Genomic DNA, 16790 nt, shown 5'->3' with positions numbered 1-16790 from the left:
AATGTCTTTTCGGGATAAAGTTGGGACGGCGTTTAAATTGACATTCTCACAAGGTTGCGGCCTGACGCCTTTGCCTCGTACAGACGGCGATCTGCCGTCTTGAACAGTTCTTCGTAACTGGTGTTTTCGCGGAAGGTGGCCCCGCCGATGCTGACCGACAGCAGCCCTTCGCCAACGTCCCTGGGGAAGGGCAGTGCGCGGATCCTCTGTCTTATCAGCTCGGCCGTGCGCGACGCCGTGTCATCGACAACAGCCGGCAGGAAGACGGCGAACTCTTCGCCGCCGACGCGTCCGACAAGATCTGCCGGCGACAGAGTTTCCTTGATAGCCCCAGCAATCAACTTCAGGGCCTGGTCACCCGCCTGATGCCCGTGACTGTCATTGATTGCCTTGAAATGATCCGCATCAACGATCAGAAACGATCCCGTTTGCGGAAGCGATCCCGCCCGCGCTCTTTCCAGATAGGCTTCGACCAGCATTTCGAATGCACCGCGGCTAAGCACGGCGGTAAGACTGTCTGTCGAAGCAAGCCGTTGCAGCTCCACCTTGGCCACGGCGAGTTGCCGGATCTTCTCCAGCAGAAAGTAAAAGAAAGGCCCGCCGATCAGGGTCGGGAGCAGGATGTCTGTCGCGAGTGCGCGACGAAAATGATCCTGCGACATCTCCGCGAAATTAAACGAGTCGGCCAATACTGCGGCGACAACGCAAAGAGCTGTGCCAAGCAGTGTTCCTGCAAACACACGCAGTCTCGAAGTCTCTTGACGGATAAGGTGGACGAACGGCAATGCTGTACCCTAGATTCAGACCTTCTGAATTAGCATCTGCCTATTAAGAAAAGCGCTATATCAAACACTCAAATCGTCTCGATTTGGTACGTAGATACCCGTACATGTTTGGCTTGTTCCATGCGCGGCAAGTTCGGCTTATCGACAGTGAGATCCGCTCGCGTCATGACCGGTTGAATTGCTCACGGAGTGTGCTGGCGATAGGCTCTTTTCGAAGTTGCGCTCGGGCATTGTTCCCAATTGCCGGACGGTCTCTCGGGCAATTGTCGCGTGGACGAGTTGAACCTGCGAAGTAATACCGAGAAATGATGCGCAACCAAACGCGACAGCATTGGCGCTGAGAGTTTTGCAACGACCGCGATTGTTGTCGGGGAGAATTGGCTGGGGAACCTGGATTCTCACATTAATTCAATGACTTAGAAGAAAAGTCTTGAGATGCCCTCTGTTTTCCCATCGCGAGCGACCGTGGATGCCACCTTTGTGCCCTGGCTTTGGGCATCAGTCAACAGGGCGGTCGAGCGGCAATAATTTCCGCCTTCGGAGGCCAAGTTTGCGGTGAGGTGGCCATAAAGCGTGCGGCAGCTTCGCGCCTTCATCTAAGGTCATCAACATCGTGATTGCCCGCGCCCGAAAGCGGACATTGCCGTGCAGAGCATCACCTGACCAACTCGTCAGGAGCCATGGCCTCAGCCGACGATCGTCTACACGAGATCCGCGAGCGCCCGAGCCTTGGCGCTTCACAGTATACTGGCGGAAAAACTGACGATGGGTCGGATTGTGGGAAGTTCAAGTCCGCTAAGGAGTGTACCATCAGCGGTTCTGACGTTCGCTTGAACCTTCCCTAAGACGTCGCGACCAAGCTATGAGGCCTATAAAAAGCTGCGCGGATGCGCCCGGCGGTCGTCAAAAGAAGTCGTTTCGATACGGCGACCGAGACAAATGTTTCCATGTTTAAGGAAAGCCCAGTCATCCCCAAACCGGGTGGACCACATACTGATGGGTGCGTCGTCCGCCAGCATCTGCGGGATACCGTGCTGCTCGCGATTGGCGGCGTTGCTACAACTGAACGGTTGCCGATGGCGATCTTACCTGAGCTCTCGGCAAGCTTACAGATGGTCCGATCTGGCCGCGTCCGCGCGCCCCTCAACTCTGGCGGAGACGGTTCGCATGGTGTCGCGTATACGGTCGCACAGAAGTCTGACGCGCAGAGTTTGCCGGGTGTCGACGTGGGTTAGGAGCCATACATCGCCGGTGTGTATGACCGGACTGCCTGAGGCACGAGAAAGCGACAAGTCTGCGTCGCCAACAAAGCAGGGTAGCGATGTGATGCCCATGCCCGCGCGCGTGGCCTGGAGCCTCGAGCGCATCTCGGAAAAGCGAACAGGCGTGGCGGCCATTTCGATGTCTTCTGGGACCCAGTCACTGGGAGCGACTTCGCCCGGTCCGAGCAACCAGGCCAAACAGGACGAAACATCGCCGTGTCGGTCACGGCATCCGTAAAACGCCGTGTGGAACCCGCAGAGCCTGCTTCCATACAGGCTTTCCGGAGGCGAACCGTTTCCAAGAACGACGCGCAATGCCACATCCGCCTCCCGGTTGCTCAGGTTGGCAACCGTTCCCGTTCCGATGATTTCGAGCGCGATATCCGGATAGGCGGATCTGAACTCCGTCAGGGTCTCCATCAAAAGATCGGTCGCAAACGAGACGGGGAGGGTAAGACGCAACGGGCCAGATACGCTCTGGTCGCGAGCGAAGATCCTTCCCTCGATCTTCGTGGATGCCTCCGACATCTGCGCGGCGAGATCCACAATGTCAGCACCCGCAGACGTCAGCCTGTACCCGGAAGGAAGCTTTTCGAAGAGTTTCGTTTTCAGCCGCTGCTCCAGGCGCGCAACGCCTCGAAGCACCGTTGCGTGGTTGAGGTCGAGCGCTTCAGCCGCCGCGCGCACCGTTCCGCCTTTGGCCACAGCAAGGAACATCCGCAACTCATCCCAATGATCCATGGTGCGTTTCTTCATATCCCATGTGTTTGATCTCGGAGTTTATTCGCAGGTAACGGCCGCTGTACACCCAGAAGACACAGATGGCGTGTGAATTCGCTCCAAATGACCTGTCTTCCCGTCATCAAACGATCGCTCCACACAAGGGTTTATGATGCAGATGCTCTCCAAAATGCAGGCAACCGTGCTTGCGCTCCTTCTCAGTACCACCGGTGCCTCAGCGCAATCGCTCTCCGACATCAAGTCCTCTCCGGAGCCGCTTCTGCTTCAAAGCCAGGGTAGTTTCTTCGTCGGCGGCCGGACCGTCAAAACCGAGAGTGCCGGCTGGGGCGACCTCAAGGACATCTTCGGAGAGAGTTTCGAAGCGGGTGATGTCGTCGTCGATCAGATGTACGTCCAGTTCCAGAGCCCACCGAACCCGACACACCTGCCGATCGTTTTCATGCATGGCGGGCTGCTCTCTTCAAAGCAGTGGGAGACGACGCCGGATGGTCGCATGGGCTGGTTCGAGTATTTCACGCGGCAAGGATTTCCCACCTATCTTGCGGAACAGACGGGCCGGGCACGCTCGGGCTTCAACGGTACGATTTTCAACCAGGTGAAAAACAAAAGTCTGCCACCTGAGGCGCAGCCAAAGGTTTTTCTTGGCACGTCGAGCATGGCCTGGAAGGTGTTCAGGTTCGGTCCTGAACTTGGCAAGGCCTGGCCAGACGTCCAGTTCCCAATCGATGCAATCGATGAATTCGCCAAGCAGGTGATCCCTGACATGATCGAGACCCAGCTGCCGAGCCTGCTGGGCGCGCTGATCCAGCCTGAAACGAAGAACCCGACCGTCGCCAACGTTGCCGATCTGGCTGCAGACCTCGGAGGCGCAATCCTCGTCGGCCACTCGCAGTCGGCGGGATTTCCGAGCCAGGCAGTCCTGAAGGGCAAAGGTGGTATCAAGGGCCTGATCCAGCTTGAGACCGGCTGCTTCTCCAATCTATCGGACGAGCAGGTCAAGGCGCTGGCCGAGGTGCCCATCCTCGTGGTGGTTGGCGATTACATGGGCAGCAACCCAGCCGCGGCCTGCGCCAAGGAAATAGAGCAGATCAAGGCGGCCGGCGGTGACATCACCTTCCTCTCGCTCCCCGATGTCGGGATCAAGGGCAGCACGCATATGTTCATGCAGGGCAGAGAGAACATCAAGGTCGCGGACGTCTTGATCGACTGGATCGACAATCACGTCGATCGATAGGGACTGAACCTACGTCCTGGTCCTGCGGTCGACTGCGCAAGCCACGGAGGCCTGTGAATGTGAGTCGGTCGCTCGAGAGGGTGAGAGATACTGCGGCGGCGACTTTTCGACGCGGCGGCCCCGGGTCTTCCCCGCAAGACTAAGAATCTCGCAGGGAAAAGCCTCTCTTCAATTTGACCTGAGCTTGTCCAGGGCGGGCAGAAGTTCAGAAGGATCCGGGCGGCGGGTATAGTCAGGATTGATCTCTGAATAGGCGATCAGACCATCGCGACCGATCACATATCGGGCAGGCATTGGCAGGCGCCAGTCCTGACCGGCGTTGAAATGAGAAAGGTTGCTCCCGAAGCTTTTGTAAACCTCTATAAGCTCGTCCGGTAGCGAAAAGCGAAGACCGAAAGTTTCCGCGACTTCACTGTCGGGGTCACTGAGGATCGGAAAGTTGAGTTTGTTGTCGCGCTGGGATCTACGGCTGTTGGCAGGAGTCTGCGGCGAAATGGCCATGAGTTGGGCGCCACGTGCTTCGATCTCTCCGCGCTCGGCCTCAAGAGCGGCAAGGTCCAGATTGCAAAACGGGCACCAAACACCGCGGTAGAAGGTGACAACAACGGGGCCACGGACCAGGAGGTCGGGCAAAATGTACATGTCGCCCTCAGAATCCGAAAGACTGAAGTCCGGCGCCCTGTCGCCCGCTTTCAATGCACGGCCTACCTGTCCGCTGTCTATGAGCGTTTGGGTGGCTCGATGCATGATTTCAATTTGCTCGGATGTCGGGACAAGAGGAAGACGACCGTTTTCAAAGTCGTCACGTAGCGTGTCTAGCTTGTCTTGCAATTTCATAGCTCTTCCTTTCAAAGCGGAACCTCCGCAACGGAAAGAAGGCTATGTCGACAGGTCGACAGCGGGTATCGCGAGACTTTGGACAACTGTTATTCGGGCAGCAAATGAGTGATCGCTGGCAGCAACTCATCGTCTTCATCAGGGTAGCTGAGAGCGGCAGCTTTTCCCAGACCGCGAGAGACCTGCGGCTATCCCAGCCCTCGGTCTCGCGGATCGTCACGGAGCTCGAGGAACGCATCGGTGTCAAACTACTGATCCGCACGACGCGCCACCTTACCTTGACCGAGGCAGGCGCGACATTTCTCGACAAGGCGCGCGATGTCCTTGCGACGATCGAGGAGGCAGAACACGCAGCGCGGAGGACCGACTCGCTCGATGGCGTCATTCGGCTGGCCTTGCCGACTGCCTACGGCTCGCGGGCCATCATGCCGTTGCTGCTAAGTTTCATGGATGCCTATCCCAACCTTCAGGTCGAGATCTTGATGGCGGATGAACGGCAAAACCTGGTCGTGAACGGTGTTGATCTTGCAATCCGCACCGGCACACTTCCCGACTCGACATTCGGCGCCAGACGAATTGCTTCTCTCGAACGAATGGTCGTGGCATCTCCCGCCTACCTCGCCAGGAAGGGCACACCTGCCACCCCTGATGAGCTCATCGCTCATGACTGCATTCTCGGTTATGGTGCATTCGGTCAGGGAGCCTGGCGTTTCAAGCGAGACGACACGCTGATCTCGGTCGACATTCGCGGCAGGCTCACGATCAATTCGGCCCCAGGCATCTTGGCGGCCAGCGTCCAGGGATTGGGTTTGGCCGTTGTCTCCGACGTCATGTCGGCAGACGAACGAGCCGACAACAGGCTTGTCCGGGTGCTGGAAGGATATGCGCTGGAGCCTGCAGCGGTGTACGCGGTCTACACTGTCGGCCCAAAACCATCTCGAAAGGTCAGGGCGCTGATCGACCATTTGATCGCAGGCCTACTTCGGCCGGCCGTCTAATCGCACATGCTGCTATGGCTGATGACGATGACGTCCCTTTCCCGGTCATGCTGGTCACTAAGCAGTCGATGGCGGCGCCTCGATTGGCAAGGCATTGATTTAAGGACCGGAGTCGGCCCAAATTCCGCTTTGGGCCCCGAAGGGGACAACAGCGCCATGTGCTTCAATGTCAGCGTTATCTTTTTCTCCGACGCAATATCCGACAGTCGGACTCTGGATCCGTTAGGGTCGTTGCTTGCGGGTCCCCAGCCAATATTCTTAGCCGTCTTCGAACACGACGATGGCCTGAGGAACTGCGTCCCAGATCGGCCAACTTATTGAGAAGACGCCACTTTTCTGTGCGGGAGATGACCGCCAACTTGGATCGAAAAATCGGTCAAAAATGACCTGCCTGGGAGACCTGGATTCTCACATGATTTCAAAGGCTTGATGGAAAAGCCTTGAAATTCCCTTTGTTTTCCCATCGCGAGCGACCGTGGATGCCACCTTTGTGCCCTGGCTTTGGGCTTCAGTCAACAGGGAGGGCGAGCGGCAATAATTTCCGCTGTGCGACCTCACGTTTGCGACGAGGCGGCCATAGCTCCCGGCAGCTTTGCGCACCATCTGCAGCCATTAAGATAGTCTCTGTGTGTTCCCAAATGCTGCCATTGGCAGCCGGCGTCGATAGATGCCACATTGGATAAGAGCCGGAGGTGCAGCATTAATGACGTAACCGAATTGAGGGCCGGATATCTTGCCCTGCTTGATGCCGAACATAGGGAGCAGATTTATCAGGACATGATTGAAACTAACACGCAGCTCGTACCGCGTGACTTTGTGCAGAACCACGGCGTGCATCTGAATTTGGTACTGCGAAAGCTGGCATTTGGAGCCGATTTCAAAAGCGACTTCTTCTTGTCTAAGAGCTCCGACGATTAAAATGCAGGTTTCGTCGAGATCGAAAAGCCGAGCTCGCGTTTCTTTAAAGATGGCAGCCACGAGTATCATCGCGATTCGTGCATGCCTTGCAGCAGATCAACACTTGGCGGGCCTGGCTTTCCATCGACGGCAACCTGCAGGCGTTCATCAATCAGTTGAGCACAATCCGCGTGCCAGCAATTATGCAGCGTAACCCGACCTACCCGAAGTTTGTGCTGGTATTCGGCCGTCGCGCCGAGTACGCCGACAGTGAATTGCGGCGCAGCCGCGTCCGCGCGGAAGAGCGCGACGACTTTAAGATCATTACTTTTGACAGCTTGGCAGAAGGACTTTTCGGCAAAAATAAGCTGTGGCTTGGTACCCGACGGGCCGAGTTCACAGACATACTTAGTCAAGAGGTCGTTGATGATAATCTGTTCATCTGGGCGGATCCGCATATGCTGACGGTCAGCGAGGGTCTTTACCAAAAACTCGAAGCAGTAGTTGGGAAGAACAAGCCCTTGCCATTCGGTAAAACCGGACGCGGCTATTTGATGAGTAATTTCCATCCGAACGCGTTGAGGGTGAAAGTGCGAAATTCCGCGGCCGAGCCGGCGACGGCAAGCTGAGAACGTTGGTGAATAGCAGCAGCGCGGCGGCGGGGAACACCACGGTCGCCGAGCTTACGTGAGGCCTTAATCAAACAGAGGGCATCGTCTGCGCGATCGCAGAAGGCTGCGACATCATCCGTTAGGATATGATCGATTGCCGGAAAGGGCGATGCCAGTTCAGATCCGACTCAGTAAGTATTCATCTGATCGAGAACATCCAGGAATTTTTGTTCGAGATCACGGATTGCAGCGGCGCCAGGATCGTACACACTGCCGCTTTGCTTGATGTTGTAATGCTTCCCCAAAAGACGAGCACCGCTTGAAAATGTGCCCGCTCTGGCAATTGCGGAAAGGCTCTGTTCGAAGACAGTACGATAAGAGCTACCCCTCCTCCCCCAAGCTGCAAGACCGCTGGGTCCAGAAATTCGGCACCCGTTCGGTGCGTTCGGCGGCGTAACCAGCGCGAGATCATACAATCTAGCGAGGGTCTGGCGCATCTCGTCGAGCGTGCCTGAGTTTGTTTTGTCTTTACACTCTATGGCAACGATGGGTACTCCTCTTGGACGCCCCCCGCCTGAAGCGCGGAGGGCGTCGGCTACTAAGCTTGGTATGGCCGAAACGTCGATCTCGTGTGTGGCTTGACTGCGGCCTTCCCATTGCAGGCTGCCGTGAAGCTCAAGTGCGACAGGCGGGTTTGCCCGGCTCTCTATCAACGCGTAACAGGGTGCAGAAAGCGCTGCCGGCTGGATCCCGGCCTGGAAAGTAGCGAAGGTAAAGTCTGCTCCCACCGGTAGAAGCGTGCCGTCACCACGCCGTAGGGTGACATGCCAGTTTCCAGAAGCTCTCGCGGCCATCGCCAGGTGCATGAAAATCCAGGCCTCCAACGCCTTTCCCGCGCCGCCTGGGACGGAGGCAGGTCCATTCGCGGCCGCAAAACCTCTCAGGATTCTGCGCAGCTCTGTCACCTTTGCTGACGGGATGGCCATTTCAGATATCTTGACGCAGGTAGGAGAGGGCTCCGGACAATTCCTCTATCGAGGTGGTCCCCCCCGGTACGTCGGCACGCTTGATTTCAATGTCTGGCTCTCCAGGGGGTGATCGGAAAGATAGCCGGATAGGGCGGCCAGATTCTTCCATCTTGTCAGCTAGGGGAGACTTGTCTTCAGGAACGGACAGTTTCCCCGCTACTACTTCAGCTTCGGCCAATGCCCGCATAGGTGACACCAGTCGCAGCTCGATAAACGACAATGCGAAGTCCATCTGCTCGTCCAGCAATAGCGGCAAGCGATTGATTTCACTTTCAGGCCGATCCACGGATTGGCCGAATTGCAAATTGACGTCGGGATCTTCGTCAAGCAGATCGGGTTCGTGGCCGAGGCCCATTTCTAACAGTAGTTCACCCGCCAGGATAGCGTAGCCTTCTTCGTTGAGAAGTTGCACCAGCTCCATTACATCGTCTGAAACCCGTAACATCGAGTGCCCTCTGTGAACGACCTACTGCAACCAATAGCAAGAAAAACTTTAGGTCGAATTAAATGACCCTCGCGGTACCGTGCGCTTTGTTATCTGCTTTAGCATATTCAACCATCCTGCTGACGCTCCGTTCTTCGGGGTGTGAGGGCGCGCCGCGCTAGGGTCGAGCGCCCTCGGCGATCTTCACCTGGCCATTGCATCGACATGCACGACAAGTCTCTCATCATATTCTTACACGGCATACCCTTCGCGCGGTGGAACGGCGATAGAAGCTTTGGGAGGTGCCCCATGCTTCCTACGACGACCTGCAGCACCAGTGGGAGACCATTGAGCAGGCCGCGAAGCGTTGCGAGCCGGAGGAGCGTAGGAAACGCGCCGAGGCACGCAAGGGGATCGAGGAGGAGGCGAAGGCGAGGCGCCGTGCTCTGGAGCGCCGTAAGAGGCGCCTTCCGGTGCAGACCGCCGACCTGCCGCCATTGATAGGCCTATCGCCACTGCAATCTACGTTATCATCGTCGTGACGGCGGTAACGGGCGACCTTGTCGATCCGGCGAAAGTTGCCGAGGCCTATCCACATGCGGAGCAGGAGCATGTCTGGCGAGAGTGGCAGGTTCATCCTCTGGTGCGCCGAAAGCCTGCCCTGGCTCTGGACATCAGTCAATATGGCCCGGAACAGGAAATAATTTCCGCTTTCGGGCTGAAGCTCATGTTCCCGCGGTCGCCGCACGGATGGCCGCTTCGCGCCTTCCTGTCTGCCATGAAGTCCGGTACAGCGAGTGACCAAGAGCGGACACTTGGTGGATTGCTCCGCCGGGGCCCTTGACCATTTGACCTGCAACTCTGCCATAAAATCCGGCCCACACGGATCCGTTGCTATCTATCGTTGGTAGTCATTGGCCAGCCGATTATTGCATCGGAGTTCAGGTGACAGAGAATTCCGGATAATAACCTCTGACCCCTAGTTGCCCGGGTATGTTAATTCGGGCACGGTGTTATGGCTGGTGAAGGGGGCGCACCAAGCGCTTCGCACAATTGATTTTTTCGTGAGCACCCCGCGTGTGGGGATACTCTTGTCTTCAATCGGATGGATCGATTTCGACGAAAAGGAGCGTGACCGGGCCAACGCTCTGATGCAACTCTTCACCGAGCAGGAGGCAAGGGACGAACTGGGGATGGGCGCGATCCGGGATTCCATCGCCGATCACCTCTTCCCAGGCACCAGCACGGTCCAAACCCGGCTCCGCTACATGCTGTTCGTGCCTTGGATCTTCTCCCGGCTTCCTCGCCATGGAAACTCCATGGAAGTGCTGGACCAGATGCGGGCCGACCAGCTCAAGCTTCGCAATGCCCTTGTCGCTGGCAGGGAAAGCAATGGCGTCATCGGCGTGAATGCCGGCCCCGGCTTGAAGAGGCTGCCTGCAAGCGTCTATTGGGCTGGATTGGAGAATTGGGGCATCCGACTATTTCCGGGATCCATCGACTCCTACGCCGCCTCGTTGCATTCCTGGCCGAAAGTTACCAGCAGGGACCATCACGCGGATGACTACGGTGCGAACAGATCCGCGCCACCTCTATGGCACCCCCAGCTTCCCTCGCCCCCGAAGGGCCTCTTCGAGAACGCGAGCTTTGCGCTGAGCGAAGAAGAAGCCGAATTCATCGTGGACCGTCTCAACGGTAGCAACCCCGACAGCTTGCTCACGTTCCTCGCACAAAAGGGCGGCAACGCTCGAGCCGGCAACATCTGGACCCATCCACACGTGTCCGAGTTCCCCGCCCGCATGCGCCGCCTTGTCGAGCACGCCTCGATCTTCTCGGAGGCCATGTACGGTGCAGCCCTTCAGTACAATCTCCAGCTCAGCCAGTTGCGTGACAAGGAGGACTGGGTCGAAGACTACGAGTCGCAGATCGCGAAGTGGCTGCAGGACCTTGATCTTGCTCGTTTGAAACATTGGTCGTTGGAGGAATTCTGGGACGATATCCGCCACCCGGCGCACCGGGTGCTCGAGCCGGCGCGACGGTTCGTTACCGATTGGACCGACTTGCTCAAGACGAGCGGCGGCCTCAAGCGCGACAAGGCAAGAGGACAGGCGCTGGTGAAGGAGCGAGAGCGGCGCCTCAAGAAGGGGCAGTCGCGCTTCACCAACCAAGCAGCACTGAGCCGCTGGAAAGGATCTTCCGGCGCCTACCGCCTTCAGTTCCGCTGGTCTCAAGCGAGCCGCCATTTGCAGGACCTTGCCCGTGGCTAAGTCGACGCTGGATCCAGAAACGCGCCTCCTCTATGGCGATAGCCTCAAGGCTCCCCCGGGCTACGAATTCGATTGCGGAGTGGCCACGACCTACTCGATGGACTTTGAGACGGCCTTGGCCGTGCCGGTCAGCATCGCCTTCTTGTCATCGAAGAACCGAGACGATGTCCTCGGTGACCATGTCGCGTTGCTCGAAGCCGTTGAACGCACCGTCAAGAAGCTCGTCGTCTATGCCGATGCCGGGCAGATCCATGCCAAAAGGGGCGAAGGGTCGCGTTTGGCTTCCCTGCTTGAGAAGACGGTCGTCGAGGTGAAGGCGCCGGGCGAAGGCAGCTTTCATCCCAAGCTTTGGGCGCTGCGCTTTAAGCCGATCGGCTCTGACGATTCAATCAAGATGCGGTTGCTGATCCTGTCGCGCAATCTGACACGCGATAGATCCTGGGATGCTGCGCTGTCGCTGGATGGTAGGGTCGTTTCGAGGCCTTTCGCCGGCAACCGGCCGCTGCACGATCTGTTCAAGCAATTGCCAGGGATGGCCGTCGGATTGATGGACGAAGCGCGGCGAGAAATGACGTTGGCTATGGCGGACGAGCTCAGATACGTCGACTGGGACATGCCCACGGGCTGCGACGAACTTGATTTACACGTCAATGGCATCGGGGCTGGTGGCTGGAAGCCAGCCAAGAGCAGGAGCATCGCGGTGATGTCCCCGTTCATAGACGCAGAGGCCCTGGATCATCTGGCTGCCCTAGCACCTCGGGCAGCCAAGAAACTGATCAGCAGGCCCGACCAACTCGCCTGTATCCCTGAAGCCACGTTGGGCAAGTTCGACCAGGTTCTGGTCCTCGACGAAATGGCCGAGGGCGACGATGGCGAGGAGCCGTTGCCCAATGAGCAGCAAGGCCTTCATGCCAAGGTCTTCATCCAGGAAGAAGGAAGGAGCACGACTCTCACCTTGGGGTCGGGCAATGCCACTAGGACCGCGCTTCTCAACAAGCGAGGTCAGTCGACTCGGAACGTGGAGGTCTTCGCAAGCCTTAAGGGGCAGAAGTCCAAACTGGGTTCGATTGATGATATCTTGGGTGACCAAGGCTTCGGTCGATTGCTGAGGGCGTTCGAGCCTTACGAGGTCGAAGCGACTGCTGCCGAAGAGATCGCTGCCGAGCAGCGACTTCTTGATGCCCGAAGAGCTCTGGCACGCGGTGCGCTGTCGCTTCGCTGCGAAGCGCTGCAGGACGACACCAAGCACTGGCGGCTTTGGCTGATCCCAAGCGCCGGTTTGCAGCTCAAGGAGCTCGGTCGGATCCGCGCCTGGCCGATCACTCTCGGGGAAGGTCACGCCAAGGAACTGCTTGACGGGATCCGGAGCGGCTCTCCCATCGATCTTGGTTTGCTCCCGCTTGTCGACCTCACCCGCTTCATCGCGGTGGAGATCACGGATCTCGCAACGGGTCGCAGCGAGATCTTCAGCACGGGCCTCGACGTCGAGGGAATGCCGGAAGAGCGCGATCTTGCGATCCTCAACTGGGTCATCGACAGCCGGCAGAAGTTCATGGCCTATCTCAGGCTGCTCCTGGCGTCCTTCATCGATCATCCCCTGCTGCCGCCTAACAAGACGAAAGGCAAGGGCGTGGGTGATTGGGGTCCGGGCGCCGACGATGAACCAATCCTCGAGGATCTCATGCGTGCTCTCTGTGCTGGTGACGGGCGTTTGGGTGCCGTCGATCGGCTCGTGGCCCGCATGGAGGTTGGCGCGAAGGACGGCACCGACGACCGTCTCCCACCGCATTTCAAGGAACTCTGGCAGGTGTTCCGCACGGTTTTGGAGACTCAGGATGCGCGGTGAACCCTTCGATGCCTCGACCTCGCTGGCCCAGCTCAAGCGATTCCAACGCAAAACCGTTGACTACGTGTTCGACCGCCTGCATGGACCGGACCAAATGCGCCAGTTCCTCGTCGCCGACGAGGTCGGCCTTGGCAAGACAATGGTCGCTCGTGGTATAGTCGCCAAGACCATCGAGATGCTCTGGCCCACAGCAAAGCGCATCGACATCGTCTACATTTGCTCCAATCAATCGATCGCAGCACAGAACCTCAACCGGCTCAACGTAATGGGGAAGGAAGCAATGGCCCTTCCCACTCGTATCACTTTGATGCCGCTGCGGATGCGTGAGAAGAACACGATCAATCCGAACGGCGTGAACTTCATCAGCCTCACGCCCGGCACGACCTTCAACCTGCACTCGTCGAACGGCGTGATGGAAGAGCGCGCACTTCTGCTGCGGTTGCTTGAGCCGTTGGCACCTGTGGCCTCGCTCAAGAACGCCTTCCAGGTGGGCGCCAAACGGAAGAACTGGAACTGGCAGGTCAGCCAGATGAACCTGGACGGCATCGAAAAGACGATCGTTCGTCGCTTCCAGTCGACCGTCTCAAAGAACAAGGTGCTCATGGCTGAATTGGGCGAGGTGTGCGAACTCTTCGGAACTTACCGGAAGAAGTACCCAAAGCCATCCAATTTCTCGCGCACATCACTGGTCGCCAAATTGCGAAAGGCGCTCTCGCATGCATGCGTGATGGCGTTGCAGCCTGACCTGATCATCCTCGACGAATTCCAGCGCTTCCGCGAGTTGCTCTCGGGCGACGATGATGCTGCCGAGCTGGCTCGCGCCCTGTTCGAGTACGGGGATCAAGAGACGGGTGCCCGCACTCTCCTGCTCTCGGCCACCCCTTACAAAATGCTGACGCTTTCCGAGGATTCGCCCGATGACGGCAACCACTACGAGGATTTCCTCAAGACGATTGGCTTCCTGCACGGTCGTGATCGCGCTTCCGCGGTCGCTGATGAACTCGACCTCGAGATGCGTCGGTTCCGACGCTTCCTTCAAGATCTGCCTGCGGCGACCAAGCAGGCCAAGAAGGCGCGCAAGGACATCGAAGCTCGCCTCAAGAAGGTAATGAGCCGCACCGAAAGGGTCGACAGCACCATCGAGAGAGACTCGATGCTGAGCGAGCCACCAATGGAAGCGAAGATAGTCGCGGAGGACCTTCGTCAAGCGATGGTGGCGGCACAGGTAGCGCGATGCGCTGGGGCGCCCGAGATCATCGAGTACTGGAAGTCCGCGCCCTACCTGCTGAACTTCATGCGCGACTACAAGCTGAAGAAGCTGCTCAAGGAAGCGGTTGCCAAGCCGGACCCAGTCCTGGTCGCTGCGGTCGCCGAGGCGGAGGCACTGGCGCTGCGGATGGACGACATCGAGGCCTACAAGCCGGTCGAGCCGGGGAACGCCCGGCTCAGAGCCCTGATGTCGGACCTCTTTGATGCTAAGCTTGATCAGCACCTCTGGATCTCCCCATCGCTCGCCTACTATGGGGAAGCAGCAAAAGCGCGGCCTCTGACCAAGGCGTTGGTCTTCTCCGCCTGGCAGATGGTCCCGGATGCGCTCGCAGCCCTCATCTCGTACGAAGCCGAACGTCGCATGGGCGCTGCAGATTCAAAGCTGGCCTATTCCGACGCAGCGAAACGCCGGCCTTTGCAGTTTCGGCTCGACACCAACGACCGGCCAGCCGCGTTGCGCACGCTCAACCTTATCTATCCTTCCCCTCTCCTGGCCGAACTCGGCGACCCATTGTCGGTCTTCGCGGCTGCTGCCCAACGGCCCACTACTGAGGAGATGCGGACCGCACTGCGCCAAAAGCTTGCCGAACGTCTTGTTAAGCTTCCCAAGGCCAAGGATGGCAAAACCTCGAGCGCGCGAGATTGGGAATGGTCCATGGCGGTGTTGCTGGACGCCGCGGCCGGCAATGGGGCTCCGGAATGGGTGAGGAGCGGAGCCTTCGCCACGACGGGCATTGAGGCCGGATTCCGAGATCACGTCAACGAGCTGAGCGCCGCACAAGGCATCAATGAAGACGGTAGCGACGCTGCATTGGAACTTATCATCGATATCGCGTTGGGAAGCCCTGCAGTGTGTGCGGTTCGCGCCCTCAAACGTATCGCGCCCGAACTTGCCTGGGATGCGCCCCAGCTCCTGGAAGCAGCGGCCCATGTCGCTTGGGGCTTCCGAACCCTGTTCAACCAGCACGAGACCGTGGCGCTGCTGCGACACGAGAGCGATGAGCATTATTGGCGCAGCGTCCTGGCGCATTGCACAGCTCACAATCTCCAGGCTGTACTCGACGAGTACGCCCATTATCTCGTCGAAGGAGAGGGGTTGGTGACCAAGTCGCCGACTGAACGCGCAAGCGGCGTGGCCAAGGCCATGGTCAGCGCACTGTCCATTCGCCCATCCCAGATCGAGGTCGACGACGTCAGGGCCGAGAACGGCCGCCTTGTCTTCAAAAAGCCTATCAAGATGCGCGGTCGGTTCGCGATGCGCTTGGCAGAACTCACGGACGAGGAAGGCGGTGCTGTTAGGCTGTCGACGGTTCGGGAAGCCTTCAACTCGCCTTTCAGACCGTTCGTCCTTGCCACGACTTCGATCGGCCAAGAGGGCTTGGACTTCCACCCTTATTGCCATCGAGTCTACCACTGGAACTTGCCCGGCAACCCTGTCGATCTTGAGCAGCGCGAAGGGCGCGTCCAGCGCTTCAAGGGCCATGCCGTTCGTCTCAACGTCGCCGAGGCGCACGCCGACGCGGTTCGCCAAGGCCGCAAGCCACCTACCGACCCTTGGGCGGCGATGTTTGCCGCGGCACGCCGCGCTACCAAGAGCCGCGACGAACTGATCCCCTACTGGATCTTCGAAGGCTCGACGAAGGTCGAGCGGCGCGTACCCCTGATACCATTGAGTCGAGAGGAGAAGCGGCTTCAATGGCTGAAACGAAGCCTTACTGTCTATAGGCTGGCGTTTGGGCAGCCACGGCAAGATGATCTCCTAGCACACCTCGTCCGGCTGGTCGGCGATGGCTTCGATGTCAGCGAGTTCGATGAGCTGCAGATCAGGTTGCGTCCATGAGAAGCCGAACACGCTCGTCCCCTCTGTGGCGTTCGAAGATGACGCCAATCTTCACCCATTAGGCATTGGCCCGAAAGCTTAGCTGTCTGCCTGAAAGGTATACGCCTCAGCACCATCTATGACGGCCACCGGAAATTCCATGGCATTCCGTTTCGTCCCCACCGCAGAAATGCAGTTGGATTCGCCCTAGCGATCCCTGGCGATGTGCAATCCGGAGTTGGCCGAGATCGTCGGTGATGCGAGCAGGCAAGCGTTCATAGCCATCGTCGATCTCTGCCTTGCGAGCAGGTGGATGCACTCGTGATCGCCGGCGACCTCTACGACGGCGACCAGACCTCGATGAAGACCGCGCGCTTCCTCGCCACGCAGATGGAACGGCTGCATCAGGCCGGCGGACGAGCGAGCGGCAGTAATTTCCGCTTTCGGACCTCAGGTTCAATTGCTGCGGCGACAAAGCGTCCGGCAGCCTTGTCTAGTCTACTTCGGTTGTCCGCTTAAAACTGTTGGATTGCGACCTGAGATGAGTGCGCCACCCAAATGACGGATCTACTTTCCGGTCAGCAATCAATCGTCGACACAAGGTGACCCTTGTGCAGTTGCGCCATGCCCCCTGGCATGACGCATGATCGGTTAGACGAGCGGTCTCACATCGATGAACGTCTCATGCCCGCTTGGCGCGCAATCCAACTGGCTTGATTGGGGGCCACGCTAATGAATTCAGGTGAAACAAGGCGTTTGTTCAGTTCACCGC

Annotated in this window: 12 protein-coding genes and 1 pseudogene; 7 read left to right on the top strand and 6 right to left on the bottom strand. The window is 58.3% G+C overall.

Features of this window, described 5'->3' with window-relative positions:
* Nucleotides 1-32 precede the first annotated feature (32 nt).
* Both IFT59_RS12820 and IFT59_RS12815 read right to left on the bottom strand, forming a co-directional pair.
* Nucleotides 33-740 carry a GGDEF domain-containing protein gene (locus IFT59_RS12820; RefSeq protein WP_342344780.1) on the bottom strand — a complete coding sequence of 236 codons (708 nt, stop codon included), beginning with the start codon at nt 738-740 and terminating at the stop codon, nt 33-35.
* Nucleotides 741-1891: 1151 nt separating this feature from the next.
* Entirely contained in the window at nt 1892-2788 is an 897-nt protein-coding gene (locus IFT59_RS12815) for a LysR family transcriptional regulator (RefSeq protein WP_148165673.1), read from the bottom strand.
* A 151-nt stretch (nt 2789-2939) separates the two neighbouring features.
* Here IFT59_RS12815 and IFT59_RS12810 point away from each other — a divergent pair, with 151 nt between their 5' ends.
* A complete protein-coding gene (locus IFT59_RS12810) occupies nt 2940-4022 on the top strand; it encodes a hypothetical protein (protein WP_192087024.1) in 1083 nt (360 codons plus the stop codon).
* 168 nt (nt 4023-4190) lie between these two features.
* On the opposite strand, the gene IFT59_RS12805 is transcribed toward IFT59_RS12810, so the two are convergent.
* On the bottom strand, nt 4191-4859 hold the full coding sequence (locus IFT59_RS12805) for a peroxiredoxin-like family protein (protein WP_192087023.1): 669 nt from the start codon (nt 4857-4859) through the stop codon (nt 4191-4193).
* A gap of 104 nt (nt 4860-4963) precedes the next feature.
* Between IFT59_RS12805 and IFT59_RS12800 the strand changes: the two genes are divergently transcribed.
* Nucleotides 4964-5857: a LysR family transcriptional regulator gene (locus IFT59_RS12800; protein WP_148165676.1), complete on the top strand. Its 894-nt coding sequence runs from the start codon at nt 4964-4966 to the stop codon at nt 5855-5857.
* A gap of 612 nt (nt 5858-6469) precedes the next feature.
* On the opposite strand, the gene IFT59_RS12795 is transcribed toward IFT59_RS12800, so the two are convergent.
* Nucleotides 6470-6835, bottom strand: a complete 366-nt coding sequence (locus IFT59_RS12795; RefSeq protein WP_192087022.1) for a hypothetical protein — start codon at nt 6833-6835, stop codon at nt 6470-6472.
* Nucleotides 6836-6861: 26 nt separating this feature from the next.
* Between IFT59_RS12795 and IFT59_RS12790 the strand changes: the two genes are divergently transcribed.
* Nucleotides 6862-7383 (top strand): hypothetical protein, encoded by a 522-nt coding sequence (locus IFT59_RS12790; RefSeq protein ID WP_192087021.1) that lies wholly within the window; start codon nt 6862-6864, stop codon nt 7381-7383.
* Between the two features lie 170 nt (nt 7384-7553).
* Here IFT59_RS12790 and IFT59_RS12785 read toward each other — a convergent pair whose 3' ends face one another.
* Nucleotides 7554-8351, bottom strand: coding sequence for a hypothetical protein (locus IFT59_RS12785; protein ID WP_192087020.1), 798 nt, complete (start codon nt 8349-8351; stop codon nt 7554-7556).
* A gap of 1 nt (nt 8352) precedes the next feature.
* Nucleotides 8353-8838 carry a hypothetical protein gene (locus IFT59_RS12780; protein WP_192087019.1) on the bottom strand — a complete coding sequence of 162 codons (486 nt, stop codon included), beginning with the start codon at nt 8836-8838 and terminating at the stop codon, nt 8353-8355.
* Between the two features lie 1070 nt (nt 8839-9908).
* Between IFT59_RS12780 and IFT59_RS12775 the strand changes: the two genes are divergently transcribed.
* The 4 genes and pseudogenes from IFT59_RS12775 to IFT59_RS12760 all read left to right on the top strand — a co-directional run.
* Complete coding sequence (locus tag IFT59_RS12775; RefSeq protein ID WP_192087018.1) at nt 9909-11084, top strand: DUF6361 family protein; 1176 nt, start codon at nt 9909-9911, stop codon at nt 11082-11084.
* Entirely contained in the window at nt 11077-12930 is a 1854-nt protein-coding gene (locus IFT59_RS12770) for a phospholipase D family protein (protein WP_192087017.1), read from the top strand. Before IFT59_RS12775 ends, IFT59_RS12770 begins: the two co-directional genes overlap by 8 nt.
* Nucleotides 12920-16039 (top strand): helicase-related protein, encoded by a 3120-nt coding sequence (locus tag IFT59_RS12765; protein WP_192087016.1) that lies wholly within the window; start codon nt 12920-12922, stop codon nt 16037-16039. The genes IFT59_RS12770 and IFT59_RS12765 overlap by 11 nt, the downstream gene beginning before the upstream one ends.
* 196 nt (nt 16040-16235) lie before the next feature.
* Nucleotides 16236-16432: pseudogene (locus IFT59_RS12760) on the top strand (metallophosphoesterase family protein); the annotation flags it as partial.
* Between the last annotated feature and the right edge of the window lie 358 nt (nt 16433-16790).

The sequence above is a fragment of the Rhizobium sp. CFBP 8752 genome, from assembly GCF_014842035.1.
GTDB lineage: Bacteria > Pseudomonadota > Alphaproteobacteria > Rhizobiales > Rhizobiaceae > Neorhizobium > Neorhizobium soli.
The sequence above is the reverse complement of the archived record's forward strand: the minus strand, read 5'-3'. Positions and strand labels throughout refer to the sequence as shown.

Coding starts and splice junctions, on each gene's coding strand:
- IFT59_RS12815 (WP_148165673.1), bottom strand. CDS start 2,788: ATGGATCATTGGGATGAGTTGCGGATGTTCCTTGCTGTGGCCAAAGGC.
- IFT59_RS12810 (WP_192087024.1), top strand. CDS start 2,940: ATGCAGATGCTCTCCAAAATGCAGGCAACCGTGCTTGCGCTCCTTCTC.
- IFT59_RS12805 (WP_192087023.1), bottom strand. CDS start 4,859: ATGAAATTGCAAGACAAGCTAGACACGCTACGTGACGACTTTGAAAAC.
- IFT59_RS12800 (WP_148165676.1), top strand. CDS start 4,964: ATGAGTGATCGCTGGCAGCAACTCATCGTCTTCATCAGGGTAGCTGAG.
- IFT59_RS12785 (WP_192087020.1), bottom strand. CDS start 8,351: ATGGCCATCCCGTCAGCAAAGGTGACAGAGCTGCGCAGAATCCTGAGA.
- IFT59_RS12780 (WP_192087019.1), bottom strand. CDS start 8,838: ATGTTACGGGTTTCAGACGATGTAATGGAGCTGGTGCAACTTCTCAAC.
- IFT59_RS12765 (WP_192087016.1), top strand. CDS start 12,920: ATGCGCGGTGAACCCTTCGATGCCTCGACCTCGCTGGCCCAGCTCAAG.